Raw genomic sequence first — 24252 nt, 5'->3', positions numbered from 1 at the left:
TTGATCGCAGGGCAGCGCCACCTTCATGACGAGGCCGTCGGAACCCGGCTGAAGAACCGGCCGTGAGGTCGGCTCCGACGATCGCGCCGGCCTTGTCATGGCTGAAGAAGCCGCGCTGCCCCTCCAGACCGCCGCTAGTGACGATAATCAGGAAAATTAAGATATGCGCGTTGAGATCTCAGAAAAATCAAGATACAAATGAACATAGTGCGTCACGGAGGGCAAGGGGGCCAAGGGTGGACTGGCAGGAACTGACGGACCTGACGAACGGACAGCCGTTCGTGGTCGAGCGGGTCCGCCTCGCCGGCAGCGGTGTCGCGATCGAGGGTCGGTTCGAGCCGCCGCAGCTGGCTCAGCTCAGCGTCAACGACCAGGTGTTCGTTGCCGCGTTCGTACGCTCCCACGGCTCGATCAAGGAGATGGAGCGGATCTTCGGGGTGAGCTACCCGACGGTCAAGGCCCGGCTGAACCGGATCGCCGAGCACCTCGACTTCGTCGACATCGACCCGGCGCCCACCGGCGCCGACGTCGTCGACCGCCTGCGGCGGGGAGAGATCAGCGCCCAGGAGGCGCTGGCCGAGCTGGAGCGGTCCCGATGATCCCGCAGCTGGTGACCGTGGGTTATCGCCGGGCCGATGGCCGCTGGCTGCGGCTGTATGTCCCTGTCGTGCCGGTGGGGCTGGTGCTGTCGCCGTTGCTGCTGCTGGCCGTGCTGGCCGGACTGGTCGCATGCCTGGCCACCCGGGTCGACCCCGTGGGTGCGCTGCGCGGCACGGGGCGGGTGCTGTGGGCGCTGCCCGGTACCCGGATCGAGATCGACCAGGGCCGGACGGCCGTGCTGGTAAGCGTCAGATGAGTCAGAGGAAAGAGCAGCGATGAACGAGCAGCGCCGCCAGATCCTGCAGATGCTGGCCGAGGGCAAGATCACTGCGGAGGAGGCCGAGCGGCTGATCGACGCCCTCGAACGAGCACAGCCCGAGCCGCCGCCGGGAGCCGCGTCCGGCCCGAAACCCCGGCCCAAGTACCTGCGCGTGGTGGTGAGCTGGGCGGACGAGTCCGGCGGCGACGGGTCAGGCCGGATCAACGTCCGGGTCCCGCTGCAACTGCTGCGCGCCGGGGTCCGGCTCGCCAGCCTCGTCCCACCGACGGCGCTCGCCAAGGTCAACGCAGAGCTGGACAAGTCCGGGGTACCGATCGATCTCACTGAGCTCAAGCCGCAGCACATCGAGGAGCTCATCGAGCAGCTCGACGAGCTCACCATCGATGTCGATGACCCTGACACCAAGGTGCAGGTCTTCTGCGAGTGAAACCGCTACCGCGGGGCCGGAGAATCCGCGGTTGTGCGCGGGACCGCATGCGGTGATCTGAAGGTCGGCATCGCCGAGAGCGTGGCCGCACACCGACTACGGCGACATCGACGTCCACCGGTCCTGCCCCCCGAACACCGGCAAGGAGCCCCCATGAGCGATGCGATCACGGCCGAAGGACTGATCAAGAGATACGGCGAGGTGACCGCCCTTGACGAGCTGAGCTTCTCGGTCCCGCAAGGGACGGTGCTGGCCCTGCTCGGGCCGAACGGCGCCGGCAAGACCACGACGGTGCGGGTGCTGACCACGCTGTTGCGCCCCGACGGCGGCCGCGCCACCGTCGCCGGATGCGACGTCGTCCGCGACGCCCGGCGGCTGCGGTCCTGCATCGGGCTGTCGGGCCAGTACGCCGCCGTCGATGAACATCTCACCGGTGCTGAAAACCTGGAGATGGTCGGGCGGCTTTACCATCTGGGCGCCAAACGCAGCAAAGCCCGCGCCCGCGAGCTGCTGGAACGCTTCGACCTCACCGGCGCCGCCGACCGTCCGGTCAAGGGCTACTCCGGCGGCATGGGCCGCCGTATCGACCTGGCCGGCTGGCTGAGGCAGGGGTCAAGGTGCGAGACGCCGGGTTGCGGCGCCCCACCCTGGACGACGTCTATCTCACCATGACCGGGCACAAGACGTGTCCACCCGCCTCTACAAGAAGGCCTTCAGCACCTGACCACCGACATTCCTGAGGACGCGTTCGTCGTGGTGGCAACCGAGGGATGCGGCGGGGCGTCTGTGGCGGTCTCCATGCCGGTCAGCCGGCGAGGGCGCCTGGCGTCAGGGACTTGGATTCCAGGGTGGCGTCCTGCGGTGGGAGCTCGGTGTAGTGGGCCGCCTCATCGCCCTCGATGATGTAGCTGGCGTCGCCGGTGACGCCCACGGGGACGTCGCCGGCGACGGTGACGCGGTGGAGGCGCCGGGGCTGGTCGCCGTAATCATCTGGGGCGTAGTGCTGGGTGATGCGGTTGTCGAACAGGACCAGGTCCCCCGGGTTCCACTGGACGCGCAGGATGTTCTCCGGGCGGGTCACATAGGCCTGGAGCAGGCGCAGGATGTCGCGCGACTCCGTTCCGGAGAGGCCGATGATCTTCTGTGCGAACCCGCCGATGAACAGGCCGCGCTCGCCGGTCTCCGGGTGGACGCGCACGACCGGGTGGGCGGTCTGGTAGCGACGGGACGTGAACACCTGGCGGTACTCGGCGGCCTTGCCACGGTTGGTGCGGGGCAGCGCGTAGTCGTAGTCGTTGGTGTGGACGGCCCAGAGCCGATCGGCGAAGTCGCGCAGCACGTCGGGGAGGTCGCGGTAGGCGGCGGCGGAGTCGGCGATCAAGGTGTTCCCGCCGTGCGGGGGGACGATCAGGGCGCGCAGTGTGCTCAGCTTCGGCGGGGTGCGGACGAAGGTGACGTCGGTGTGCCAGGTGTTGGAGCGGATGCCCTCCTCGCCGTCGACCGGGAGGATGTCGGGCTGGCCGTCGACGGACGGGACGGTGGGATGGGCCCGGGTCAGCGGACCGAACCGGGAGGCGAAGCGGAGCTGGCCCTCGTCGGACAGGCCGGCGTCCCGGAACACCAGTACCCGGTACTTCAGCAGTGCGACGTTGACCTCGTCGAGAGGCAGGGCGTTCGGGTCGGTGCCGGTGTACTCGGCGCCGAAGCGGCCGCCGATCGGGCGGATCTCGGACATGGTTTCTCCCTTTCTGAGGCGGGTTTGCGGATGGAGCGGCCGCTAGCGCGCGGTCGGGTCGGCGAGCCGCAGCAGGAGCCGCAGCAGGCCGTCGAAGGCGAACCCGAGGACGGCGATCTCGGCGATCCCGCTGAAGATCAGTGGGGTCTGGAGGTAGTTGCCGGCCTGCAGGATCAGGTAGCCGACGCCGCCGGTGGCGGCGATCATCTCGGCGGCGATGATGGCGGTCCAGGCACCGCCCATCGCGATGCGCATGCCGGTGATGACGGCGGGCACGGCGGCGCGCAGCCGGACGTGCAGCATCGTGTGCACGGAAGAGGCGCCGAGGCTCCGGCTCGCGTTGAGCAGATCGGCGGGGACGGCGTCCAGTGCCCCCAGCGTCGCGACGGTCACGATCGGCAGCACCCCGAAGAAGATCAGTGCGATCTTCGAGGTCTCGCCGATGCCGAACCAGACGACGAGCAGCGGGATGAACGCGATCGGGGGCAGCGGCCGCATGACGCCGATGATCGGGTCGGCGAGCTCGCGGATCACCCGGACGCCGGCCATCGCCGCGCCGAGCAGCAGGCCCGCGCTGGTGCCGAGCAGGAAGCCGGCCAGGATGCGGCCGGTGCTGATCAGCGCGTCCTCCAGCAGCGTCTTGCCCTGCACCTCCGGGTACGGCTTGGTGATGTACTCGATGAAGGTGCGGGCGGTCTCGGTGACGGTCGGCAGCGTGACCGTGTCGCCGATGACCAGTGCCGCGATCTGCCACACCACCAGGGCGAAAGTGAGCGCGCCTGCTCCCGTCCAGAGCCTGCGGTACGAGCGGCGACGGCGGGGCACGGCGGGGGAGAAGCCTGCAAGCGGAGCCTGGGTCGCTGTCATCTTTCCAGCACCTCCCTGATCCGGCGCTTGGCCTGCACGAACGCGAGCGTCTCGGTGTCGTCGTAGGAGCGGGGGCGCGGCAGATCGATGTCGAGGATGTCCTTGGTTCCGCCGGGCGGGGCGGACAGCACGCACACCCGGTCGCCGAGCAGCGCCGCCTCCTCGACGTCGTGGGTGACGAACACGATGGTCGTGCGCCGCCGCTGCCACAGTTCCAGCAGGAAGCGCTGCATGCCGGCCCGGGTGATGGCGTCGAGCGCGCCGAACGGCTCGTCCATGAGCAGGACACCGGGATGGTTGATCAGCACGCGGGCGAACGCGGCCCGGTGCCGCATGCCGCCGGACAGCTCGTGCGGATAGACGTCGCGTGCGTCGGCGAGCCCGACGGTCTCCAGCAGCTCGGCGGCCTCGTCCCGGACCTCGGGTGTGAGGGTGCCTCGCGCCTTCGGCCCGTACAGGACGTTCTGCCAGGTGGTCAGCCACGGGAACAGGTTCGGGGTCTGGAACAGCACGCCGCGCTCGTGGCCGGGCTCGGTGACCGGACGCCCGCCGACCAGTACCTCGCCGGAATCGGCGGTGGTGAACCCGGCGAGAATATTGAGCAGCGTGGATTTGCCGCAGCCCGACGGCCCGAGCAGGCAGAGGAACTCGCCCGGCTCGACGTCGAGACTCACCCCGTCAAGGGCGGTGCGCCCGGGCCGCCGCCGACGGCGGAAGGTCTTGCGGACGTCCCGGAGCCGCACGGCCGTCGGCTGGGTGGTGACGGGAGGGCTCTCGGTGATGGCGCTCACTTGCAGCCCCCGGACTGCGCCTTGTCCCAGAACGTCGGGTCGATGTGCGAGGCGATCTGGTCGATGGAGGGGACGCTCTTCGCCCGGCCCTGCCTGACGAGGAACTCCGCGGTCAGCTTGAAGTTCTGGGCGAGCTTCCCGGACGCGGCCGTCCCGTCCGGGCCTTTCAGCCACGCGCCCTCCTCCGCCGGCGGGACGTACGGGTAGGTCTTGGTGGCCGCGATCGCGTCCTGCGGCTTCACGCCGAGGAACTTGGTCGCGGGAGTGACGTACTTCTCGACGTCCGGTCCCTTCACGAGGGTCTGTGCCTTGGAGATCTGGCAGACGAGGTTCTGCACGACGTCGGGGTGCTGCTTGGCGTAGGAGGAGGTGACGGCGAGCAGGTTGACCGCCGCGTACCCGAGCTTGGCGATGTCGGACGAGGTCACCAGGACCTTCGCTCTGTGCTTCTGCAGTTCGAGCAGGAAGGCCTGGCTGATGTAGACGGCGTCGATCTTGCCGGCCTTCCAGGCTGCGGCTTCGGCCGCCTCGCTGGCGAAGCTCGCGATCTGCACCTTGCCGGTGAGGTTCTGCGACGCGAGCCAGCCGCGCAGCTGGAAGTCCAGGGTGGATCCGACCAGCACGCCGACCTTCGTCAGATCCCCCGGCGTTTTGATCTTGTCATTGACGGCCAGCCCGGACGCGTCGATGCTCTCGACGAACACCGCGCGGACGTCCGTCCCGTTGGTGAACGCGCCCACGAACGGCGGGTTGCCGACACCGGACACGAAAGGGAAGGCACCGGCGCGCAGCTGGGCCATTCCGGCGACGCCGCTGTCGATGGGACGCAGTTCGATCTTGCTAGGCACCTTCGAGGCGAGGTCCGGATTGGCCGCCACGACCGCCTCAGGTCCGGCGACCGCGCCTTGGAAGTAGCCGATCTTGAGGCTGGCGGCGGCGCCCTTGGCCGACGCCCCGCACCCGGCGAGGACGAGGGCGAGGACGGCGGCTCCCGCCGCACGGTATCTGTTCTTGAGCATGGGTGCGCTCCTGGAGCACGGGTCGGCATAGCCCTCGATGGACGGCGCGCGGACCCGGATGGGTTCGGAAGGCGGGGGCCTGGTGGCACGGGCGGTCAAGCCGCCGGACAGCCCGCGGCCGTGACGCGGCGGAGGTCGACGTGCCGCCGCCGGATAAGGACGAACCGGACTCGCATTCCGATATGAGACCATGCATGCCCGCTAAACGCAACTATTCCTATCTATTTAGTTGGAAACTGCCGTTTCCGTCGGCGGGCTCACCACCGGGGGGCGAGATCCTCGCGGCCGTAGGGCCGTCCTGTCAGCGGGGTTTGGTCTGGTAGGCGCGGACGTAGTCGACGACCATCTGGGCTGGGAAGGCGGTTTGGGCATCGGGGGTTCCGGCGTACCGGCCGCCGACGGCGAGGTTCAGGACGAGGAAGAACGGGTGGTTGAAGACCCAGCGGCCAGGAAGGGTGGAAGGCCGGGCGGTCTGGACCACGTGGTCGTCGACATAGAGAGTGATCTTGTTGGGCCGCCAGTCGAGGGTGAAGGTGTGGAAGGCGGCGCCGAAGTCGCCTCCCGGGCCCAGGGAGTAATGGCGGGTGAGCCCGACGCCCGAGTAGCCGGGGCCTTGCAGGGTGGCGTCCACGCGGTCCCGCAGGTGACCACGGCGCTCCATGATGTCGATCTCGCCGCAGTCCGGCCAGGGAAGCTGGCGGAAGTTGGTGCCGAGCATCCAGAACGCGGGCCACAGGCCGCGGCCGTTCGGCGTCTTGATGCGCGCGGTGATTCGGCCATAGGTGGGTTCGAAGCGGCCTTCGGTGGTGATCCGGGCGGAGGTGTGGGGGAGTTTGCCCGCACGCTGCCGGAGCGCGGTGATGACCAGGCGGCCCTTGCCGTCCAATGCCACGTTCCGCCGGGTGAGGTAGTCCAGCCTGCCGTTGCCCAGCGAACCGGTCTCGATCTTCCATCGCCTGGGGTTGGGCGGCGACCCGGCCGCACCGGTGAACTCGTCGCTCCAGACCAGGCGCATCTTGCCCTTGGACAGGCGGGCGCCGCTCTGTCCGACCGTCCCAGCAGGCCCGGTCTGCGGAGCTTGCGCTCCGGTTTGGGTCTTGTCCTGCGCAGCCGGTGGGCCGAACAGCCTCCCGGTGTTCATCATCACGGCGACCGTCCCGCATGCCAGCACCATGATGATCATTCCCAGGGTGCGCAGATGACGTCTCATGAACCTTCCCCCGGGTCGTCTGACGAACGCCGGCGGGACGGAACGTCCACCCGCGGGTGCCGGCTCGTCGCACGCTCACGCTCAATAGCGATAGATCAGCAGAAAGTACAGAAACCACGATTGTAGTGGGCTTTTACACCTGCTATACGTATCCTTGGACATGGAGTGACATGGGGGAATGACCGTTGACAGGCGTGGTACCTGGGTCGCCTGGTGCCCAGGGGACGCCGATAGAACCAATGCGCGGTACGCACGGGGAAAACCCGCCGACCGCGCCGCAGCCGGTCATCACGTGGGTGCCTCACCTCGACGACCGCTTTACCGGTGACCCCCTGGTCACCAGGCCGGATGTTCCGGTCGCGATGCCGCCGGGGGCAGTTCCGGCGTCCCCTGACCGGAGCCGCCCGGCCGAACGGGCAAGACCACGGCGTTACCCGCCTGCCGAACCCGGAACCCACCCAGCCCGCGCACTCCGCCCCGCGCCCGCCGCGAGGCCCCCACGCGGCCCTGCCTCCGCCCAGCGCTCGCGGCCGCGCCGGCCCGTGGCCGGTCTGCCCGCTCAGGCTCGGCGTGAGCGGCCGCGCGGCAAGGACGGCAAGCGCGACCTGCCGAAGGTCGATCCGGCCGAGCTCCGCGTGACGGTGTTGATCCCCGCTCACAACGAGGCCAAGGGCATCACCGCGACCATCGCCTCGTTGCGCTGGCAGGAGCGGATTCCCGACCACATCGTGGTGATCGCCGACAACTGCAGCGACCCGACCGCCGACCTGGCCGCGTTGTGCGGTGTGGAGGTCGTGGTCACTCACGGGAACAAGCACAAGAAGGCCGGCGCGCTCAACCAGGTCCTGGACCGGCTCCTGCCGCATTGCGGTCCCCGCGACGTGGTCATGGTGATGGACGCCGACTCCTCGCTCGACGCGGATTTCATCCGCACCGGCGTGAAATACCTGGCGAGTGGCTACGCCGCGATCGGCGGCACCTTCACCGGGAAGCCCGGCGGCGGTCTGGTCGGCATGTTCCAGCGCAACGAGTACGCCCGCTACGCACGCGACGTCCGCCGCCTGGGCGGCCACGCGCTGGTGCTCACCGGGACGGCCACGCTGTTTCGTGCCAGTGTCCTCCAAGAGGTCGTCGAGGCACGGCGCCACCGCGACCTGCCGGGCCGGCCTGCCGTCTACGACGTGCGGGTGCTGACCGAGGACAACGAACTCACCCTGGCGATCCTGCACCTGAACTTCCGCATCCTGTGCCCGCCCGGCTGCACCCTCACCACCGAGGTCATGACCACCTGGGGCGAGCTTTTCCGGCAACGGCTGCGCTGGAAGCGCGGTGCCCTGGAGAACCTCGCCGACTACGGCTGGACCGAGATCACCCGTCCCTACTGGGGACGCCAGGCGCTGTCCCTGCTCGGCATCGTCGTCATCTTCGCCTACCTGACCACTCTGGCGATCTCACTGGCCATCGGGGGCGTCCGCCTCAACCCCGTCTGGATCGGCGTCACCGTCATCTTCATGGCGGAACGCATCGTGTCCGTGCGGCGCCGCGGCCCGCTCCAGATGGCGATCGCCGCCACCATCTGGATCGAAATGATCTTCGACGTCTTCCTTCAAGTAGCCCAGGCCAAAGCGTTCTGGGAAGCCCTCCTCAAAAAAGAAAGAAAGTGGTGATCATGTACAACAGTGCGGGGGTCGGCAGCCTCACAGCCGGAGCAGCAGGCGCCGCGGCTGCGGTACCGTTCCTCGGCCTGCAGGCCATCTGGATCGGCCTGGCCACCTTCACCCTCGTCTCCGCATGCCTCGCCGTCGGCCGCATTCTCCCCAGGCGAAACCGCGACCGAGCCGACGACATCAGTTGATGGAGGCCGGTGAACCGGAGGGTCAGGGGACGGGGATTCCGGCCGGTGGGCGGGGTTTGGTCGTGAGGGCGAGCACGTGCTCGACGAGGGTCAGGAGCACGTGCTTTCCCGATGTTCGCTCACGGACGTCGCATTGCACGATCGGGATGTCGCGGGCGATGTCGAGGGCTACGCGGATCTTCTCGGTGTCATGTTTGATCGCGCCGTCGAAGCCGTTGACCGCGACGATGAACGGGAGCCGTTGCCGCTCGAAGTAGTCGATGGCGGGGAAGCACTCCTCGAGCCGCCGCGTGTCGACCAGGACGACGCCGCCCAGCGCCCCGGATGCCAGTTCGTCCCACATGAACCAGAATCGCTCCTGGCCGGGGGTGCCGAACAGATAGAGCACCAGGCCGTGGTGGAGGGTGATGCGTCCGAAGTCCATGGCGACCGTGGTGGTCGACTTGTTGTCCACCCCGGAGGTGTCGTCGACGCCGAGGCTGCGGTCGGAGAGCCGTGCCTCGGTGCGCAGCGGCTGGATGTCGCTGACGGCGCCCACCAGCGTGGTCTTGCCGACGCCGAAGCCGCCGGCTATGAGGATCTTGATGACCAGTGGCGCCGCCGCGTCCGGCGTCGTCTCGGGGGGCGGGGCATCCATCAGGTGTCACCGGAGCCAGTGCGTGAAGCGATGGCGCAGCGACGGCCATCGGGGCGCGGGTGAAGTCGCCCCGCCGGGCCAGGAGGTCGCGTCCCTCCCCTGACCAAGGTCTCTCCCGGCCTCGGAGGCCCTGGGCACGCTGAACAGCTGGGCGGTCTCCTCGGGAGGTTTGGGGGTGAACGTGACGGGGAGCGTGGCGAGGTGGCGGGTCACCCAGGCGCTGTTCCAGCGCAGCTCGCTTTCGGGCACGGCCAGGCTGATGTCGGGGAGGCGTCCGAGCAGAGTGTCGATCCCCGTCTCCGCGATGGCCCGGCTGATGTCCTGGCCGGGGCATTCGTGCGCACCGCCGCCGAAGGCGAGGTGGGAGCGGTTCCCCAGGAGGGACGCGGTGACGTCGGGCCGGATGGCGGGGTCGACGTTGCCGGCGGCGAGGCCGAGGAGCATCAGGTCGCCCGCCTTGATCCTCTGCCCGCCGAGCTCGGTGTCGGCGACGGCCCAGCGTCCGACCAGGGTCCGGAAGGGCGGCTCGTCCCAGAGGATCTGTTCGACGGCGTCGGGCAGCGTCATGTGACCGCCCGCGAGGGAGGCCCTGCAGCGAGGGTCGGTGTGCACCATCCGCAGCGTGCTCGCGACCAGGCCGACGGTGGTCTCGTTCCCGATCACGAGGGCGACCCGCAGGTTCTGCACGACCTCCATGTCGCTGAGCCCGGCGGAATGGCCGATCAGCCGGGAGGCGATGTCGTTCCCGGGGGCGGCCCGCTTCCGCGTGACGACCTTGCGCAGTGTCGTGACGATGTGCTCGTTGCTCGCGACCGCCGTCTTCGCCCCGGTGCTGAGGTCCAGCGTGGCCTTGACCAGGGACGGAGCGGCCTCGTCGGGGATGCCGAGGAGCTTGGCGATGACGTGCATGGGCAGGTGCTGGGCGAACTGGGTGACCAGGTCGGCCCGTCCCTCGGCGCAGAACCCGTCGACCAGCTCGTTGGCGAACCGGGTGACGTGACGGCGGACGCCGCGGCGGTTCAGGCCCGCGAGGCTGTCGTTGATGGCCGACCGCAGCCTGCGGTGCGCATCGCCCTCGGCGAACCGCACCATCGGCTTCCACTCGGTCATCGGCAGCAACGGCGAGTCGGCGGGAACCCTCCCCTCGAGTGCCAGGTTCCAGACGCGCGAATCACGGGTGAAGCGCGTGGAGGTGCGGGCGACCTCCAGGTTCTCCCGGTAGCCGAGGACGAGCCAGGCCGGGAGGTCTCCGGCCACCAGGACGGGCGCGACCGGTCCGTGCTCGGTGCGGAGCCGCTCGTAGAAGGTCTCGGGGTCCGCCACGACCTCGGGAGCGAACAGGTTCACCAGGCCGCCGCCTCCGCCGTGACCCGCGTGTGCCGGACACTGCGGTGGAGGGGAAACGGCACTGCTCGCATGCGGCTGTGCGGACGGGCCGGTGGGGGGAGGTGTCACGGTCATCGTTCCCGGGTCGTCGCAACGGTGAGGGAGTAGAGGTAGCGCATCAGCGTGAGGAGTGTGTCGCGGCAGTCGGTGCGGTCGCGGGCGTCGCACTCGACGATGGGTACGGATTCGGGCAGGTCGAGCGCCGCCCGGATCTCCGCCAGCGGATATTTCGGGGCCTTGGGGAAGGTGTTGACCGCCACGATGAACGGGACTCCGCGCTCCTCAAGCCGGCTGAGCACGTCGAAGCTGACCTCGAGCCGCCGGGTGTCGATGAGGACCACCGCGCCCAGCGCGCCTTCGAACAGCCCCTTCCACAGGAACCAGAAGCGCTCCTGCCCGGGCGTGCCGAACAGGTAGAGCACCAGCTCCTCGTTGAGGCTGATCCGGCCGAAGTCCATCGCCACGGTGGTCTCGGTCTTGCTCTCCACCCCGGCGGTCTCGTCCACCCCGACGCTGGCCTCCGTCATGGTCTCCTCGGTGGTCAGGGGCCGGATCTCGCTCACCGACCCGACCAGGGTGGTCTTTCCGACCCCGAACCCTCCGACGATCACCACCTTGACCGCCGCCATGGTCGAGGCGGACAGCGTGTCCTCCTCCGGCGGCCCGACCCTCATGTCAGATCCTGGAAAGCCCATCGATCACCGCCTCCAATAGTGCGGCCTCGGGGAGGGCCGCCGCCGATGCGGGCGCCCGGACCTCCACCTTCCCGCCGTCGATCAGGTCACCGACCAGCACGCTGACGATGCTTGCGGGCAGGGACAGGTAAGCGGAGAGCTCGGCGACCGACAGCGGGTTGGTGCACATCCGGAGAATGGCCGCCTGCTCCGGATGCGCGGCCGGTCCTGGTACGCCGCGAGTCACGATCAGCGCGACGAGGTCGAGGGCGACGCGTTCGGCCGGACGGTTTCGGCCGCCCGTGACCACATAGAGCCGCTCCGGACCTCCCTCCGCCCAGCGGCGCCGGGCCCCTGTGCCCCCCTCGCTCGGGCCTCCATCGCTCATGCGACCGGTCCGCTCGAACGTGGTGCGCTGCTCAGGTGCTCGCCGATGCGGGCCACGAGGTCGCGCATGCGCTGGCCCATCAGCCCGGCGTCCACCCCTTCGTCGGCGAGCACCGCGAGGTAGGCGCCCTGGCCCGCCGCCATCAAATAGAAGAAGCCACCGTCGATCTCGATCACCACGAGCCGCATCCGGCCATCACCGTGGGGGAACTCCGTGCCGATCGCCGCCGCGAGACTCTGCAGCCCCGCGCACGCCGCCGCCAGGCGATCACCGGCCTCCGAACCGCCGCCCGCTCCCGTGATGGCGCTGAACTCGGCGATGCTGAGCCCGTCCGACGACAGCACCACGACGTGACGTGTCTGGGGAACGCTGGTCGCCAGGTCCTTGAGGATCCAATCCATGTTCATGTGGTGCGGTGCCATCGGCTACTCGTCCTTACCTGGAGACGCTTCGCCGGCCGGACGATCGGCGTCTTCCGTGGAGGATGTTCCGGAGATTCCCTCGTGGAACTCGGCCAGCCAGATCCCGGGCTGCACGGGCGTTTCCGCGGGTTCCTCGGGTCGCGAGCCCGCCGGGGCGGAGACCGGATCGGTGATCTGGACCGGCCCGGGCGACGGGGCGCCGTGGTGGCGCTGTCGCTGGGGCAGTCCGTTCACCCGGCGCGGAACCGCGTCCGCCGCCTCGTCGTTCGCGGCCCTGGTCGGCCCGGTGGGCACCGCGGGCCTCGGCCTGGGCGGCGGAAGCTTGGCGGCGCGGGCGATATCGCCACCGGGTACGGGGCTTACGGTGACCAGGTCCTTCGGCACGGTCAGCACCGCGCGCACGCCCCCGTAGGCGGACGGGCGCAGCGCCACCGTGAAGCCGTTGGACCGGGACAACCGGCCGACGACGGCCAGCCCGAGCCGCGGACTCTCGCCGAGGTCGTCCAGGTCAAGACCCGCCGACGACTGGGCGAGTGCCATCTCGGCGCGGACGCGGGCCTCGTCGGTCAGGCCGATCCCCGCGTCCTCGATCTCCACCGCCACTCCGGTCTGCACCTCGACCGCGGTCAGGTGGACCCGGGCCTGCGGCGGCGAGTAGCGCGTGGCGTTGTCGAGCAGCTCGGCGAGCGCGTGGATCAGCGGCTCCACGGCCGGCCCGACGACGGCGAACTCGGCGACCGAATGGAGGTCGACACGGTGGTAGTCGGCGATGCGCGACATCGCACCACGGAGCACGTTGAACAGGGGGACGTCCTGGCTCCACTGGCGGCCGGGCCGCGCTCCGCCGAGGACGGCGATGCTGTCCGCGAGCCGCCCGATCAGCGCGGTGCCGTGGTCAAGGTGGAGAAGGTCGCCGAAGACGTCCGGATTGTCGCCATGCTTGTCCTCCATCTCGCGCAGGTCCTGCGCCTGCTGATGGACGATGGCCTGTACCCGGCGGGCGATGTTGACGAACGCGCGCTGGGCGGAGTCGTGGAAGCCCTCCTGGGCGTCCACCAGGTCGAGCACCGATCTCAGCACGGCGTGGTGGGCGTCTCTCAGCTCCCGGTCGAGGTTGGGCGAGGAGAGCAGCTCCCCCAGCGCCTCCTCCGCGAGCGCGCCCTGCCGGAGGCGTTCCACCGCGGCGGGCAGCAGCTCTCTGGCGAGACGGTGGGTCGCCGACTCCTGGAGGGCCAGCCGACGCCGCAGGTCGGCCATCTCGGCGGCGTGCTCTCGTTCCATTCCGGAGATCGCGCGGTCTCTGCGCACCTCCGCCCAGAGGGCCACCGCGGCCGCCACCACGCCGCTCCCCAATACGGCCACCTGCGCGTCGTCGGACACCAGCCACGCCGCGAGCACGACGACGACCAGGAACACGAGCAGCAGGGACAACCACGTGGGGGAGGGGGAAGTCCGGCTTCCCGGCGATGAACCGGATCGGGCCATTGGCACATCCTCAGTTGAACGTGGAGAGGAATTGGCACATCCTCAATTGAACATGGAGGAATAGCGCCCCTTTACCGGCACAAAAGGGGGCGTGGGACGCTCAGTTGATCTCCTCGCCCCGGTGTCAGCTTTTTCACGACATCAACGCGAGGAAGCCGACAGTATCCGCGACGCCTATGCTGCGCAACCGATTCGCATTACGTCGACAATGTGGTGTTTCGGTGGAGTTTGACCCGAAAAATGGCACCGGAATCACGCCGGACTCCCTGGTCACGGAGGGAAGGGCGCCGCCCCGCCTTCTCCGCCCTCTTTTCGGGCCATTGCCTGTTTGCGCAGTTCTTGCAGTACCAAGATCAGGCATTCCAGGGTCTGAATGGGATTCAGGCGAGGGTCGCAAAGGGTCTGGTAGTTATCGCTGAGCCCGTTCTCACCGAGCTGTCGCCATCCACCGGTGCATTCGGTCACGTCCTCTCCTGCGGCCTCCAGGTGGATCCCCCCGGCGGGGGTGCCGAGGTCGCGGTGCACGCGGAAGAACGCCCGGATCTCTTCGGTGATGTCTTCGAGACGGCGGAACTTCCGCCCTTCCCTGGTGGTCCGCGTGTTGCCGTGCATCGGATCGCACACCCAGGTGACGGGTACCCCCACCGCGCCCTGGACGAGGGGAGGGAGCAGCTCGCCGACCCGAGCGGCACCCAGGCGGGTGATGACGGTGAGCCTGCCTGGGATCTTGTCCGGGTTGAGCATCGAGCACAGCGCTGCGACGTCCTCTGGACGTGCCGAAGGGCCCAGCTTGACCGCGATCGGGTTGCGGATCCGGGCGGCGAAGCCGACATGCGCCTGCCGGGGGTCGCGGGTCCGGTGACCGAGCCACAGCAGGTGGGCCGAGGAGTCCCACCAGTCGCCCGCGGCGGTGCGGCGGGTGAGCGCCTCTTCATACGGCAGGATCAGCGCCTCGTGGGAGGTGTAGACCGGCGGGACCAGGCTGTGCAGGCATCGCGACCGCGGCGGGACCTCCAGGGCGGCCGTGAGCAGCTGACCGATCTCGCCGATGAGATCGGTAGACGCCCCGGGCTCGAACCCGGGCTCGAACTCGCCGGACGGGCGTGCGGGCGGGCTCCCTCTCCGGCGCAGCGCCGCGGCCGCGGCCGCGGTGATCTCCTCGATCGCGCCGCGGGACGGGTAGGGGTGAGCGCGCAGGTAGTTGAGCGTGGCCGAGGCGTGGAAGTAGGCCGACAGCAGGCGCCGGGGGTCGGGCGTCCGCGTGTCCGGGTCGGGTTCGTGACCGTTGACCATGTCCCCGAAGTAGGACCGCATCTCGGCACGTGACGAAGCACCTGACGAAGCATGTGACGAAGCACCGGTGTCCGGCTCGGTGGGGCGCGAGCGCGGTTTGGCGTACTGCCCCGCGATCCGTCCCAGGGCCACCACCGGCCGGCCGGTGCCGAGCCCCAGGAGGGCCGCTCCGACGGTGAGCAGTGCCTGGCGGGCCTGGATGCGACCGGGCGTGCATCCGGCGAACGTCTCGGCGCAGTCGCCCAGATGGAGGACGAACGCGTCACCCGTCACCGTGCGGGCGAGTTCGGTGGTGAGTGTGCGGCATTCGTCCGGGCTGACGAGCGGTGGGAGCTCACGGAGCCGTTCGACGTTCGCCTCCACCTGCGCGTGGTCGGGCCAGGGCGGCTGGTGGGCCGCGACCCGCCCGGTCTCCGCCGGGAAGTGCGCCGCGCCGCTCCTTTCACCGCCGCAGAGGCTGTCCCTTTCACCGCAGACGGTCACCGGTCCGGCGTCGATCCACTCGGACGCGGTACGCACCGGCACGGTGGTGACCGCACTGGTGACCGCGCTGGTGATCGCGCTGGGAACGTGGCGCGGGTTGAAGCACTCGCGGATGTAGCACCAGGGTTCGTCATCGATCAGCATGACGTAGGACTTGACCGCGCATGGTCGTCCCATCCCGCCGTGCCACCAGGTCGAGCGGCCGACGTGCAGAATCTTGCGGCGCTGGGGCAGGCGCCGGCCGATCAGGCTGTAGCCGATGGGCGTGTCCAGGCTCGTGATGTCGTCGTAGAGCCGGCCGTCGGCCGCCGAGGTGGCGGCGATCACCTGGTTCAGCGACACCGGCGACAGTTCCGGGTCGACCAGGCACGAGCGGCGGACGAGGGCCTCGCCGTCGCTGCCCAGCCCGAGCAGCGCGGCCACCTCGCCGGGGACGTCCATGACCGGGACGAGGTCCTGCCGGAGGACCCGGACCTGGAGCCTGGTCCCCAGCAGCGCCTCCAGCACCGGCGTGGTGAGGCCCTCGCCGGCCAGCAACATCCGGGTACCCGGATCGGTGAAGCAGGCCGCGTCCCGGCCCGTGTGGAGCACCATGTCGATTCCTTGTCGCTGGGAGCGGATGCGACGGCAACGGCAACGGCGACGGCGACGGTTACGCGACGGCGACGGCGATGGCCGAGCCTCCGTGACGCGCGCCGGTCACGGAGGCTCGGTCCGGTTCAGGCGCGTCCCGCCAGGCCCAGCCGGGGGTGGGCGACGATATGGACGTCGCCCATGGCGGTGTCAGGGCCGAGAGGGTCGCGCCAGATGTTCCAGACGGGTGACATGTCCAGGCCGCCCATGTAGTTGACGCTGGACCTGGCCGTGTGGTCCTGGACGCCGTCGGCCTCCTTGACGAGGGTGTCGGTCAGGGTGCGCTGGCCGGTCTCGTGCGCTTCTCGCACGTCGGTGAGCCCGGTCGTGATCCGAGTGAACGACTGGATCGCGGCGTCGCCCGCGCGGCTGTCCTCGTGCACCAGGTCGTGCGCGTGGGAGAAGTACTCGTCCATTCCGATGTACTGCTGGTACATCCGGGACACCAGCACCAGGAACCGCGAGTACGCACGCCGGTAGACGTAGTCGAAGAACGCCAGCGCCTGAGCCTCCGCCATTTCTCCGCGCAGCGCGGTGGCGACGGCGGCGGACCCGACCAGGGCCCCGTACTGGGCGAGGTGGACGCCGGTGGACAGCAGCGGATCGAGGAAGCAGACCGCGTCGCCGATCATGATGTGCCCGGGTCCGCAGAACCGCTCGGACACGTACGAGTAGTCCTGTTCAGCCCGGACCTCACTTTCGAGGGCCGCCCCGTCCAGGACCCAGCGCATGTCCTGCGACCGCCCGAGCGCGTCGCGGTAGTAGGCCTCCAGCGAGGCGAACGACGGTCGCTCCTCGGCGAAGCAGCGCTTGTACGTGACGTACCCGACGCTGAACCGGCCCCCGGTCAGCGGGATGTGCCAGAACCAGCCGTTGGGGGCCGAGACCACGTTGATGGCCCCCTCCGGCCCTCCCGGGAGCGGCCTCGCACCCTCCCAGTACCCCCATGTCGCCACGTTCTGGAACACATCGTGCGGGCTGCGCATGTCGAAGTGCTGACGTGACAGCACGCCTGCGCGGCCGGACGCGTCAACGAGGAAGTCGAACTCCGTGCGGTGGGCGGACCCGTCCTGCTGCCTCACCCAATGCGCGGCGACCGGACGGTCGCCGTCGAAGTCGATGCTCTTGACCGCGGCGCCCTCGATGACCTCCGCTCCCTGGTCAGCGGCGTTGCGCAGCAGGATCTCGTCATAGGACGCACGGTCCACCTGCCACGACCAGGCGTCGGCGTCGACGAGCTTGCTCCAGTCCAGGTGCCACTTGTCCTTCTGCCAATGGAAGACCCCACCGCGTTTGACCTGGAAACCGTGGTCGCGGACCTTGTCGAAAGCGCCCGACAACCGCAGTGTCGGCAGGCATGAGGCGAGAAGGGACTCGCCGATGTGGTATCGCGGGAAATGGTCTCTTTCCAGCAGGCGCACCTGCAGTCCGGCCTTGGCGAGCAGTGCGGCGGCGGTGGAACCGGCGGGCCCTCCCCCGATGACCAGGATCTGGATGCCGTCGTTCATCGCTGACCTCCTGTGGATGTGGAACGGTCCTCGCTTTGGTCTCCTGAATCAAATATGAAACACCTGATCCTCTTGACATTTAACGATCATCTAGGCTGTTTCGATAACTCCGTCCACCTCGCCCACAATGCTTGTGGTCACACACGGACCCAATACGCTTTTTGGTAATAAATATGGATAACTCAAGCATTGTGATGTGCCTGGTCAGTGAGTTGTTTAGTGCAGACCGTAATCAAGGTGATGCAACGACAAGATCGTCGAGATCGTGCGACTCCGCAGGCGAACGGGCGTCGGCACCCAGAGGGCGCCTCGCCTTTTTGGTGGCCCGAAAAGGAGTCTGTGGCCTCGAAGAATTATCGGGACACGAGTGGCGGCCGATGCCGTCGACAGGAAGGGAGGCATAGGTGCTCACGGCAAGAACCGCAGATCATCCAGCACGTATCAAATTAGCCATTTAAAGTGTGCGCCCGAGGGTTTACCCTTGCGATCCTTCAGCGTCCGCCCACGGCTCAAGAGGTGATCTCATGCACGAGCGCTCCGTCCATCTCGTCGGCAGCTACCCGGCCGAAAACGTGCGCGAGGCGATGATCATCGCCGTCCAGAAGGCCGGCCGGCACCTGCGCACGCTTGCGGACGGCGAGGTGGGCGAACGGCGCAACTGGGTCGTCCACATCGTCGAGACCTTCAGAGGCCGTCCCGACGTCGTCCTGCGCAAGAACGGCGACTGGTCGGGATACGACGATGTTCCGGTCTTCAAGATGAAGAAGGGTCATCGGCTCACCGCCGACTCCCTCGACCTCGGCCACGTCAGGGACGCCGAGGAGAGCTACGCCGCGTTCAAGAAGATCCGCGCCGAACACGGGCTGGACGGCCTGTCCTTCCAGGTCGGCATCCCGGGCGACCTCGATCTCGCCCTCTTCACGTTCGGACCGGCCGGTGCCTTCACCCGCCGCGGGCCGTTCCGGGAAGCGCTCATCCGGGAGATCAACGAGATCGCCGGATGGAGCGGAGGCGACGTGCTCTTCCAGCTCGAGTTCCCGGTGGAACTGATCATGGTGACCACGGCGCCCGCACCGCTGCGCAGGCTGGCGGCGCGCTACCTCGCCCGCGGAATGACCCGCCTGGCCGCCGCGGCGCCGCCCGGCACCCGGTTCGGCGTCCACCTGTGCGTCGGCGACCTCAACCACAAGGCGCTGAAGCGCATGAAGTCCACCGCGCCGCTGGTCGCCCTGACCAGCGCACTGCTTCGGGCGTGGCCGGACGGCCGCGTTCTTGACTACGTGCACGTCCCCCTGGCCGCCGGCGACGAGCCACCCACACTGGAGCCCCGCTTCTACCGAGAGCTCAGGCGGCTAGCCCGAATGCCGCGAGACGTCCGCTTCGTCGCCGGCCTGGCCCACGAGGAGCAGAGCCTGCCCGAGCAGCAACAGGTGCTTCGTCTGGTCGAGACCATGCTCGGCCGCTCCGTCGACGTGTCACCGGCCTGCGGCCTGGGCAGGCGAACCCCAGAAGCGGCCGAACGCACCCTGGCCCGCGCCGTAGCCCTCACCGAGCAATGACCCTCACTAAAGCCGAGCCGCAGTAGCAGCTCCGCCGCCGCATCCAGGAGCGGGATGTGGAGCCGATTCGCGACACGTTTCGTGGTCGATCGCAGGGTAGGGCTCGAACGTTCAGGTAACTCATCACTCGGAGGCGAGAGCCGATGACCAAGTTCGGCTATTTCCTGGCGTGCGAGGAACACGGCCCGTCGGAGCTCGTCTGCCAGGCCCGGCTGGCGGAAGAGGCAGGCTTCCAAGCGCTGTGGATATCTGACCACTACCACCCGTGGCTCGACGAGCAGGGCCAAAGCCCCTTCGTCTGGTCGGTCATCGGGGCGTTGTCGCAAAGCACCTCGCTCCCCGTGACGACCGCGGTGACCTGTCCGCTGGTGCGCATCCACCCGGCGGTGGTGGCCCAGGCGGCCGCGACCAGCGCGGTGATGCGACCCGGAAGTGCACATCCGCGCCATCCAGGCCTACATCGATGCCGGATATGACGAGGTGTACATCAACCAGATCGGCCCAGATCAGGAAGGATTCTTCGACTTCTACACATCTGAAGTGCTTCCCCGGCTGAGCTGAGGTGCTCATCTCAACGCGCGGGGATGCTCGTGCGGATCACACGCGGGCCGTACGGATCACATGCGGGCTCGCCGAGCGATCACTACCAGGTCGATCGCCGCGACCACGATGATCACGACGCAGACCACCGCCAGCCCCCAGAAGAGTGCGCTCTCGCCCTCGCCTCGGCGGCCGAGGAAGACGAACAGAACCGCTGCGGCGCCCGCCCACACGAGTGCGATGACGGACAGCACCGCCCGGAGCCGCAACGGGCTGCGGGCGGTGGCCGGTTCGTCGCCGGGCGGCTGACGATGGTGATCCGTGGCTCTCATCGCTCACCTGCCGAACGTGCCCACGAGCGTGCCGCTCGCCACGGCCTTGTCCTTGATCTTCGCCCTCAGGTCATCGGCGGAGAAACCATCGGCGAGCCCGGACGGTTCGGAGAGACCGTACAACCGGAAGAAGTAACGATGCGTCTCCCCGATCGGCGGGTGCGGGCCTCCGTACCCTGACTTTCCGTAGTCATTGCGGCCCCTGACGGCTCCGGTCGGCTCCTCTTTCGCGTCAAGGCCGCCGTCATCAGCCGGGATGGCGGCGAGCAACCAGTGGGTGAACGTGCCGCTTGGAGCGTCCGGATCCTCGCAGATGAGCACCAGCTCGGCGATACCTTCGGGTACGTCCGACCATTCGAGTGGAGGGGATGTGTCCCCGTCCTGATGGGAGTACTCCGCGGGGATCATGGCGTGGTCGTTGAAGGCGGAACTGCGTAGCGTTATGGCTTCCATATCGCGGTCGTGCCCTCAAACAGGACATTGATGCACGTCGGTAGGGCTTCTGCGGATAGTGCCGTTTTTACGGGTACGGAACCGCCGTGGACATCAACCATCCGGAGGCTCCGGACCGGTACGAGGTGACGTACCGAGATCTTCCCTGTGGCCGGATGAGAGCGCGGACGGTGGGCCGGCAGGTACCCGGTGTACCGGAGATCGTCCTCGTTCAGGGGATGGCGGTGTCGGACTACCTCATGCCCGCGCTGGCGCGCCTCGGCGATTGGACGCGCGCGCACCTGGTCGATCTGCCCGGGCTCGCGGGGAGCGGCGATCCCCCGAATGAGCTGGACGTCCCGCAGTACGGGGAGGCGGTGGCGGCGTGGCTGGACGCCGCCGCCCTCGGCCGTGTGGTCATGGCCGGGCACAGCAGCGGAACCCAGGTCGCGGCACACGCAGCCGCGCTACGTCCATCCGAGTGCGTTGCGTTGGTGCTGGCCAGCCCCACCGTGGACCCGGTCGGACGATCCATGGTGCGGCTCCTGGTGCACTGGCGGCTGGACGCGCGTGCCGAGCCCGATGAGCTCAGCCACTCGCACCGCCCGGAATGGCTTCGCGCCGGACCGCGCAGGCTGGGGCACATCGTCCGGACTCATCTCGCCGATCACATCGAGGACGTGCTCCGCGATCTCCCTGTTCCCGTCCTGATCCTGCGGGGACGGGAAGACCGCCTTTCCACAGATCGGTGGGCACGGGAGCTGGCCGGGCTGGCTCCGCGCGGCCGGCTCGTCGAGGTGCCCGGCGCGCACACGTTCGTCTGGCCTTATCCGGACGCCTGGTCAGCGCCCATCCGGGAGTTCGTTCTCGAATCGGAGCCGAACGCATGACCCCGGTCGCCGACTTCGATTCCGCGACCGGGATGCTGCGCGCACTGTCGCGTTTCCTGGCCGGTCAGGACATTCCGCTGATGGGAATACTGCCGAGGCCGCTGGAAACCCCCCTCTCGGCACTGCTCGGCACAGCGAACCGGCTGCCCCGCCGGCTCACCGAGAAGGCGTACGCGGTGTCGGGCTGGTCCGAGGCCGTCGACCCCGACCGTATCGACGACGTCCGGTCCGACGCCCTCGCGGAATGGGTCGTCGGCCATTACCCGAGCCGCCGCTACCCGATCGTGTTCGTCGGTTCCGCTGATGGGGCGCTGACCCATCTCGCAGCCGCACTCGGCGCACCGTGGCTTCCGCAGACCCTGCTCATCCCGGTGCGGCGCCACGGCGGCCATCCTGACGCGCCCCGCGAGGGACTGCGGATTTCACAACCGGCCGGGCATGCGCTCCTGGCCGCCAATCCCGATCTCGTCCTGCACCACATGCACGACGCCAACCAGGACCGGCTCATGATCGCCGGAATGTCCTACTTCCGGGTCAAGTGGCGTCGCCTGCCGCCTGCCTACCGGCGCTTCCTCCGCCAATGCCTGGCGCCCGGCGGGACACTGGTGATCTCCGAGGGCGGGCTGTGCTGGCCGACGACCCGCATCGCTGAACGCTATGTGTTCCAGCACGGCGCCCTGGGGGGCATCACCGCCGAACAGTTCCGGCACGGCGGGCACGAGGTCACCGGATACCTGGCCCGCAACCGATCGCCGTACCTGCACTGGGACGCGCCAGAGCCCGACGGCGACAGCCCCGAAGCCGAATGGGGCTTTGAGTCCGATCTGCTTCCCGATCTCCTCGATACCGCCGCCGACGCCGGCCTGCGGGCCCTCCGGCTGCGGTTCGCGCGACCGCAGGACCTCAGCGCTCCCGTCGCAGACCTCTACCGGGACTGGTACCGGCAGCGAGCGATCGCCGGCAGCCGGTTGTTCGTGTCCTGTTTCCTCCTTCTGGAACCGTGGTGGACGCTGCGCACCGGCTCGGTGCCGTACTGGACGCCGTTCAACACCGAGCCCGCACGTCAGGAACTGCTCGGCTACCTCGACGGCTCAGACCCCTTCGACGAGATCCGGCTGACCCTGATGTCCAACGGCGTCGCCGCGCTCGGCCAGGCACCGATCCCCGCGTGGCGGGACGTGCTCGCGCGGGCACGGCGAAAGGGCGCGTTCACCGGCGTCGACACCCGCGCGTACCCCCGGGACCTCGCATGTTTCGTGCGGATGCACCGGGACCTCGCGCGGGTGCGGCCCGTCCACCCGATGCCCGGGCCGCTTGACCCCGAGTCCGCCTTCGCCTTCCTCGACCGCCACCCGAACGTCCAGCTGGTCACCCAATGATCACCTGACGAGCTGACCGGATGAGTCGCTCACACGCGTGGTTTCGGCGACGTCTCGCTGCCCTGGAGGAGTAGGGCCGCGACGGCATCCGGGTCATCGGGCATGGGGACGTGACCGCATCCGTTCAACCGGACATGGGTCGCCCCAGGGAGGAGTGCCTGGGCGCGGCGTGCTTGGCGGGGCAGTAGCAGCCGGTCGCGGGTTCCCCAGGCGATCGTGACGGGGGCGGAGATCTGCGGTTCGGCTGTGAACTGGTAGTTGCGGGTATGCGGAAGGGTGGCGGGCAGCGCCGTGGATGTCGCGAAGGCGTCCGCGGCGGCCCGCGCGTCGGCCGAGCTGAGGCGTGCCGGGTGGCCGTAGAACTGGGCGAGCAGAACGGCGCGCGCCCAGGGATTTCCCAACAGGGCCGGGACGATCGGACGCAGAGCCCGGTTCAGCGCGCGGGTCGATCGCAGCGACGCCATGGAGAACCTGATTTCTGCCGGGCTCCAGAATCCGATGGGAGCCAGCGCGGTGGCCGATCGTGCGTCACCGCTGCGTGCCAGTTCCAACGTGATCGCGCCGCCCAGGGAGTTGCCGGCCACGTGGGGACGTTCCAGGCCGAGTTCGGTGATCGCATCCCGTACGGCATCGGCATAGGAGCCGACGGTGTAGGCCTTGCCGGAGGCCAAAGGCGACGAGGCGCCATGCCCGGGGAGATCAAGCATGATCAGTTCCCGCTGGTCGGACAGCGCTGTGAGGACGGGGCGCCACGCGCTGTGGTCGTGGCCGACGCCGTGGATGAGCACGAGGGGTGAGCCCTGGCCAATGCATTCATAGGCGAGCATTCGACGAGCCTAACAAGTCGAACACTGATGTATGGGATCCAAGGCGGCCTCCTCGTGAGAAGGCCAACTTGGCCCTTATCTAGCCGGTGCCGTATTTAGCCGGTGCCGTGGCCTCGGACGGCGGGCGCCGGGGTGGCCTGGTCGGGGAGTTGCTGCCGAGCAGGACCGTCGGTAAGGCCGAGACTGAGGTGCTCGACGTGGTAGACAGCCTGGTCGAGCAGCGCCGCGACGTGGTCGTCGTGCAGGGCGTAAACGATGTTGCGGCCCTGCCGGGTGCCGGTGACCAGGCCGAGGTTGCGCAGGAGCCGTAGCTGGTGGGAGCAGGCGGACTGCTCCATGTCGACGGCGTCGGCGAGTTCGGTCGCGGCACAGGGGCCTTCGCGCAGGCGGGCGAGGATCAACAGACGCGACGGCGTGGCGAGGGCCTGCAGCGTGGCGGCGACCCGCTGAACGTTCACCGAGGTCAGCCGTGTGTGGGGGATGTCCTCCGCGGGTGCTGCTCCATGGCCCATGGCGCCAATCCTACGGACCCCTGGACATGAACACTTGAATTGCTGTTCATGTGTTCCTCTATGGTGGATGTTGTCAGGTTGTCCACCG

At 68.7% G+C, this 24252-nt stretch carries 26 protein-coding genes and 1 pseudogene; 10 read left to right on the top strand and 17 right to left on the bottom strand.

Annotated elements, in window-relative coordinates; translation table 11 throughout:
• Positions 1 to 236: 236 nt before the first annotated feature.
• The 4 genes from ACH34W_RS32895 to ACH34W_RS32880 all read left to right on the top strand — a co-directional run bounded on the left by ACH34W_RS32895 (position 237) and on the right by ACH34W_RS32880 (position 1979).
• A complete protein-coding gene (locus ACH34W_RS32895; protein ID WP_395965039.1) occupies positions 237 to 599 on the top strand; it encodes a DUF2089 domain-containing protein in 363 nt (120 codons plus the stop codon).
• Entirely contained in the window at positions 596 to 856 is a 261-nt protein-coding gene (locus tag ACH34W_RS32890; protein WP_395965038.1) for a hypothetical protein, read from the top strand. Before ACH34W_RS32895 ends, ACH34W_RS32890 begins: the two co-directional genes overlap by 4 nt.
• 19 nt (positions 857 to 875) lie before the next feature.
• The gene (locus ACH34W_RS32885) at positions 876 to 1307 is read left to right on the top strand and encodes an SHOCT-like domain-containing protein (RefSeq protein WP_395965037.1); all 432 of its coding nucleotides are present in this window, start codon (positions 876 to 878) and stop codon (positions 1305 to 1307) included.
• A gap of 153 nt (positions 1308 to 1460) precedes the next feature.
• Positions 1461 to 1979, top strand: coding sequence for an ATP-binding cassette domain-containing protein (locus tag ACH34W_RS32880; RefSeq protein WP_395965036.1), 519 nt, complete (start codon positions 1461 to 1463; stop codon positions 1977 to 1979).
• Between the two features lie 133 nt (positions 1980 to 2112).
• Here the strand turns inward: ACH34W_RS32880 and ACH34W_RS32875 are convergent, their stop codons facing one another.
• The 5 genes from ACH34W_RS32875 to ACH34W_RS32855 all read right to left on the bottom strand — a co-directional run bounded on the left by ACH34W_RS32875 (position 2113) and on the right by ACH34W_RS32855 (position 6929).
• Positions 2113 to 3042, bottom strand: coding sequence for a TauD/TfdA dioxygenase family protein (locus ACH34W_RS32875; protein WP_395965035.1), 930 nt, complete (start codon positions 3040 to 3042; stop codon positions 2113 to 2115).
• A gap of 42 nt (positions 3043 to 3084) precedes the next feature.
• On the bottom strand, positions 3085 to 3909 hold the full coding sequence (locus ACH34W_RS32870) for an ABC transporter permease (RefSeq protein ID WP_395965034.1): 825 nt from the start codon (positions 3907 to 3909) through the stop codon (positions 3085 to 3087).
• On the bottom strand, positions 3906 to 4700 hold the full coding sequence (locus ACH34W_RS32865; RefSeq protein WP_395965033.1) for an ABC transporter ATP-binding protein: 795 nt from the start codon (positions 4698 to 4700) through the stop codon (positions 3906 to 3908). Before ACH34W_RS32865 ends, ACH34W_RS32870 begins: the two co-directional genes overlap by 4 nt.
• Positions 4697 to 5719, bottom strand: coding sequence for an ABC transporter substrate-binding protein (locus ACH34W_RS32860; RefSeq protein WP_395965032.1), 1023 nt, complete (start codon positions 5717 to 5719; stop codon positions 4697 to 4699). Before ACH34W_RS32860 ends, ACH34W_RS32865 begins: the two co-directional genes overlap by 4 nt.
• A 301-nt stretch (positions 5720 to 6020) precedes the next feature.
• Positions 6021 to 6929 carry a family 16 glycosylhydrolase gene (locus tag ACH34W_RS32855; RefSeq protein ID WP_395965031.1) on the bottom strand — a complete coding sequence of 303 codons (909 nt, stop codon included), beginning with the start codon at positions 6927 to 6929 and terminating at the stop codon, positions 6021 to 6023.
• 542 nt (positions 6930 to 7471) lie between these two features.
• Between ACH34W_RS32855 and ACH34W_RS32850 the strand changes: the two genes are divergently transcribed.
• Both ACH34W_RS32850 and ACH34W_RS32845 read left to right on the top strand, forming a co-directional pair.
• A complete protein-coding gene (locus tag ACH34W_RS32850) occupies positions 7472 to 8596 on the top strand; it encodes a glycosyltransferase (protein ID WP_395965030.1) in 1125 nt (374 codons plus the stop codon).
• Between the two features lie 2 nt (positions 8597 to 8598).
• The gene (locus ACH34W_RS32845) at positions 8599 to 8784 is read left to right on the top strand and encodes a hypothetical protein (protein WP_395965029.1); all 186 of its coding nucleotides are present in this window, start codon (positions 8599 to 8601) and stop codon (positions 8782 to 8784) included.
• 22 nt (positions 8785 to 8806) lie between these two features.
• Here ACH34W_RS32845 and ACH34W_RS32840 read toward each other — a convergent pair whose 3' ends face one another.
• The 8 genes from ACH34W_RS32840 to ACH34W_RS32805 all read right to left on the bottom strand — a co-directional run bounded on the left by ACH34W_RS32840 (position 8807) and on the right by ACH34W_RS32805 (position 17693).
• Complete coding sequence (locus ACH34W_RS32840; protein WP_395965028.1) at positions 8807 to 9421, bottom strand: GTP-binding protein; 615 nt, start codon at positions 9419 to 9421, stop codon at positions 8807 to 8809.
• A 6-nt stretch (positions 9422 to 9427) separates the two neighbouring features.
• A complete protein-coding gene (locus ACH34W_RS32835) occupies positions 9428 to 10768 on the bottom strand; it encodes a cytochrome P450 (RefSeq protein ID WP_395965027.1) in 1341 nt (446 codons plus the stop codon).
• A gap of 110 nt (positions 10769 to 10878) precedes the next feature.
• Positions 10879 to 11481: a GTP-binding protein gene (locus tag ACH34W_RS32830; protein ID WP_395965026.1), complete on the bottom strand. Its 603-nt coding sequence runs from the start codon at positions 11479 to 11481 to the stop codon at positions 10879 to 10881.
• 1 nt (position 11482) lies between these two features.
• On the bottom strand, positions 11483 to 11869 hold the full coding sequence (locus tag ACH34W_RS32825; RefSeq protein WP_395965025.1) for a DUF742 domain-containing protein: 387 nt from the start codon (positions 11867 to 11869) through the stop codon (positions 11483 to 11485).
• Positions 11866 to 12291: a roadblock/LC7 domain-containing protein gene (locus ACH34W_RS32820; RefSeq protein WP_395965024.1), complete on the bottom strand. Its 426-nt coding sequence runs from the start codon at positions 12289 to 12291 to the stop codon at positions 11866 to 11868. Before ACH34W_RS32820 ends, ACH34W_RS32825 begins: the two co-directional genes overlap by 4 nt.
• Before the next feature lie 3 nt (positions 12292 to 12294).
• The gene (locus ACH34W_RS32815; RefSeq protein ID WP_395965023.1) at positions 12295 to 13722 is read right to left on the bottom strand and encodes a sensor histidine kinase; all 1428 of its coding nucleotides are present in this window, start codon (positions 13720 to 13722) and stop codon (positions 12295 to 12297) included.
• Positions 13723 to 14046: 324 nt separating this feature from the next.
• Entirely contained in the window at positions 14047 to 16146 is a 2100-nt protein-coding gene (locus ACH34W_RS32810; protein ID WP_395965022.1) for a 3-deoxy-7-phosphoheptulonate synthase, read from the bottom strand.
• Positions 16147 to 16271: 125 nt separating this feature from the next.
• Positions 16272 to 17693, bottom strand: a complete 1422-nt coding sequence (locus tag ACH34W_RS32805; protein ID WP_395965021.1) for an NAD(P)/FAD-dependent oxidoreductase — start codon at positions 17691 to 17693, stop codon at positions 16272 to 16274.
• Between the two features lie 524 nt (positions 17694 to 18217).
• Between ACH34W_RS32805 and ACH34W_RS32800 the strand changes: the two genes are divergently transcribed.
• Positions 18218 to 19252: a hypothetical protein gene (locus ACH34W_RS32800; RefSeq protein WP_395965020.1), complete on the top strand. Its 1035-nt coding sequence runs from the start codon at positions 18218 to 18220 to the stop codon at positions 19250 to 19252.
• Positions 19253 to 19395: 143 nt separating this feature from the next.
• Positions 19396 to 19683: pseudogene (locus ACH34W_RS32795) on the top strand (LLM class flavin-dependent oxidoreductase); the annotation flags it as partial.
• Positions 19684 to 19869: 186 nt separating this feature from the next.
• On the opposite strand, the gene ACH34W_RS32790 reads toward ACH34W_RS32795, so the two are convergent.
• On the bottom strand, positions 19870 to 20124 hold the full coding sequence (locus tag ACH34W_RS32790) for a DUF6343 family protein (protein WP_395965019.1): 255 nt from the start codon (positions 20122 to 20124) through the stop codon (positions 19870 to 19872).
• Between the two features lie 3 nt (positions 20125 to 20127).
• Positions 20128 to 20577, bottom strand: a complete 450-nt coding sequence (locus tag ACH34W_RS32785) for a YbhB/YbcL family Raf kinase inhibitor-like protein (protein WP_395965018.1) — start codon at positions 20575 to 20577, stop codon at positions 20128 to 20130.
• A gap of 86 nt (positions 20578 to 20663) precedes the next feature.
• On the opposite strand from ACH34W_RS32785, the gene ACH34W_RS32780 reads away from it, so the two are divergent.
• Both ACH34W_RS32780 and ACH34W_RS32775 read left to right on the top strand, forming a co-directional pair.
• Positions 20664 to 21446, top strand: coding sequence for an alpha/beta fold hydrolase (locus ACH34W_RS32780; protein ID WP_395965017.1), 783 nt, complete (start codon positions 20664 to 20666; stop codon positions 21444 to 21446).
• The gene (locus tag ACH34W_RS32775) at positions 21443 to 22825 is read left to right on the top strand and encodes a hypothetical protein (RefSeq protein ID WP_395965016.1); all 1383 of its coding nucleotides are present in this window, start codon (positions 21443 to 21445) and stop codon (positions 22823 to 22825) included. The genes ACH34W_RS32780 and ACH34W_RS32775 overlap by 4 nt, the downstream gene beginning before the upstream one ends.
• A gap of 29 nt (positions 22826 to 22854) precedes the next feature.
• Here the strand turns inward: ACH34W_RS32775 and ACH34W_RS32770 are convergent, their stop codons facing one another.
• Together ACH34W_RS32770 and ACH34W_RS32765 are read right to left on the bottom strand one after the other, a co-directional pair.
• A complete protein-coding gene (locus ACH34W_RS32770; RefSeq protein ID WP_395965015.1) occupies positions 22855 to 23652 on the bottom strand; it encodes an alpha/beta fold hydrolase in 798 nt (265 codons plus the stop codon).
• Positions 23653 to 23747: 95 nt separating this feature from the next.
• On the bottom strand, positions 23748 to 24164 hold the full coding sequence (locus tag ACH34W_RS32765) for an ArsR/SmtB family transcription factor (protein ID WP_395965014.1): 417 nt from the start codon (positions 24162 to 24164) through the stop codon (positions 23748 to 23750).
• Between the last annotated feature and the right edge of the window lie 88 nt (positions 24165 to 24252).

Source organism: Actinomadura sp. 6N118, assembly GCF_044326415.1.
Classification (GTDB): domain Bacteria; phylum Actinomycetota; class Actinomycetes; order Streptosporangiales; family Streptosporangiaceae; genus Spirillospora.
The sequence above is the reverse complement of the archived record's forward strand: the minus strand, read 5'-3'. Positions and strand labels throughout refer to the sequence as shown.

What these genes read in the sequence shown, in the direction of transcription:
- ACH34W_RS32890 (WP_395965038.1), top strand. Translation starts at nt 596, where the DNA reads ATGATCCCGCAGCTGGTGACCGTGGGTTATCGCCGGGCCGATGGCCGC.
- ACH34W_RS32845 (WP_395965029.1), top strand. Translation starts at nt 8,599, where the DNA reads ATGTACAACAGTGCGGGGGTCGGCAGCCTCACAGCCGGAGCAGCAGGC.
- ACH34W_RS32805 (WP_395965021.1), bottom strand. Translation starts at nt 17,693, where the DNA reads ATGAACGACGGCATCCAGATCCTGGTCATCGGGGGAGGGCCCGCCGGT.
- ACH34W_RS32855 (WP_395965031.1), bottom strand. Translation starts at nt 6,929, where the DNA reads ATGAGACGTCATCTGCGCACCCTGGGAATGATCATCATGGTGCTGGCA.
- ACH34W_RS32820 (WP_395965024.1), bottom strand. Translation starts at nt 12,291, where the DNA reads ATGGCACCGCACCACATGAACATGGATTGGATCCTCAAGGACCTGGCG.
- ACH34W_RS32825 (WP_395965025.1), bottom strand. Translation starts at nt 11,869, where the DNA reads ATGAGCGATGGAGGCCCGAGCGAGGGGGGCACAGGGGCCCGGCGCCGC.
- ACH34W_RS32800 (WP_395965020.1), top strand. Translation starts at nt 18,218, where the DNA reads ATGCACGAGCGCTCCGTCCATCTCGTCGGCAGCTACCCGGCCGAAAAC.
- ACH34W_RS32880 (WP_395965036.1), top strand. Translation starts at nt 1,461, where the DNA reads ATGAGCGATGCGATCACGGCCGAAGGACTGATCAAGAGATACGGCGAG.
- ACH34W_RS32860 (WP_395965032.1), bottom strand. Translation starts at nt 5,719, where the DNA reads ATGCTCAAGAACAGATACCGTGCGGCGGGAGCCGCCGTCCTCGCCCTC.
- ACH34W_RS32770 (WP_395965015.1), bottom strand. Translation starts at nt 23,652, where the DNA reads ATGCTCGCCTATGAATGCATTGGCCAGGGCTCACCCCTCGTGCTCATC.
- ACH34W_RS32840 (WP_395965028.1), bottom strand. Translation starts at nt 9,421, where the DNA reads ATGGATGCCCCGCCCCCCGAGACGACGCCGGACGCGGCGGCGCCACTG.
- ACH34W_RS32830 (WP_395965026.1), bottom strand. Translation starts at nt 11,481, where the DNA reads ATGAGGGTCGGGCCGCCGGAGGAGGACACGCTGTCCGCCTCGACCATG.
- ACH34W_RS32775 (WP_395965016.1), top strand. Translation starts at nt 21,443, where the DNA reads ATGACCCCGGTCGCCGACTTCGATTCCGCGACCGGGATGCTGCGCGCA.
- ACH34W_RS32790 (WP_395965019.1), bottom strand. Translation starts at nt 20,124, where the DNA reads ATGAGAGCCACGGATCACCATCGTCAGCCGCCCGGCGACGAACCGGCC.
- ACH34W_RS32810 (WP_395965022.1), bottom strand. Translation starts at nt 16,146, where the DNA reads ATGGTGCTCCACACGGGCCGGGACGCGGCCTGCTTCACCGATCCGGGT.
- ACH34W_RS32870 (WP_395965034.1), bottom strand. Translation starts at nt 3,909, where the DNA reads ATGACAGCGACCCAGGCTCCGCTTGCAGGCTTCTCCCCCGCCGTGCCC.
- ACH34W_RS32765 (WP_395965014.1), bottom strand. Translation starts at nt 24,164, where the DNA reads ATGGGCCATGGAGCAGCACCCGCGGAGGACATCCCCCACACACGGCTG.
- ACH34W_RS32785 (WP_395965018.1), bottom strand. Translation starts at nt 20,577, where the DNA reads ATGGAAGCCATAACGCTACGCAGTTCCGCCTTCAACGACCACGCCATG.
- ACH34W_RS32885 (WP_395965037.1), top strand. Translation starts at nt 876, where the DNA reads ATGAACGAGCAGCGCCGCCAGATCCTGCAGATGCTGGCCGAGGGCAAG.
- ACH34W_RS32875 (WP_395965035.1), bottom strand. Translation starts at nt 3,042, where the DNA reads ATGTCCGAGATCCGCCCGATCGGCGGCCGCTTCGGCGCCGAGTACACC.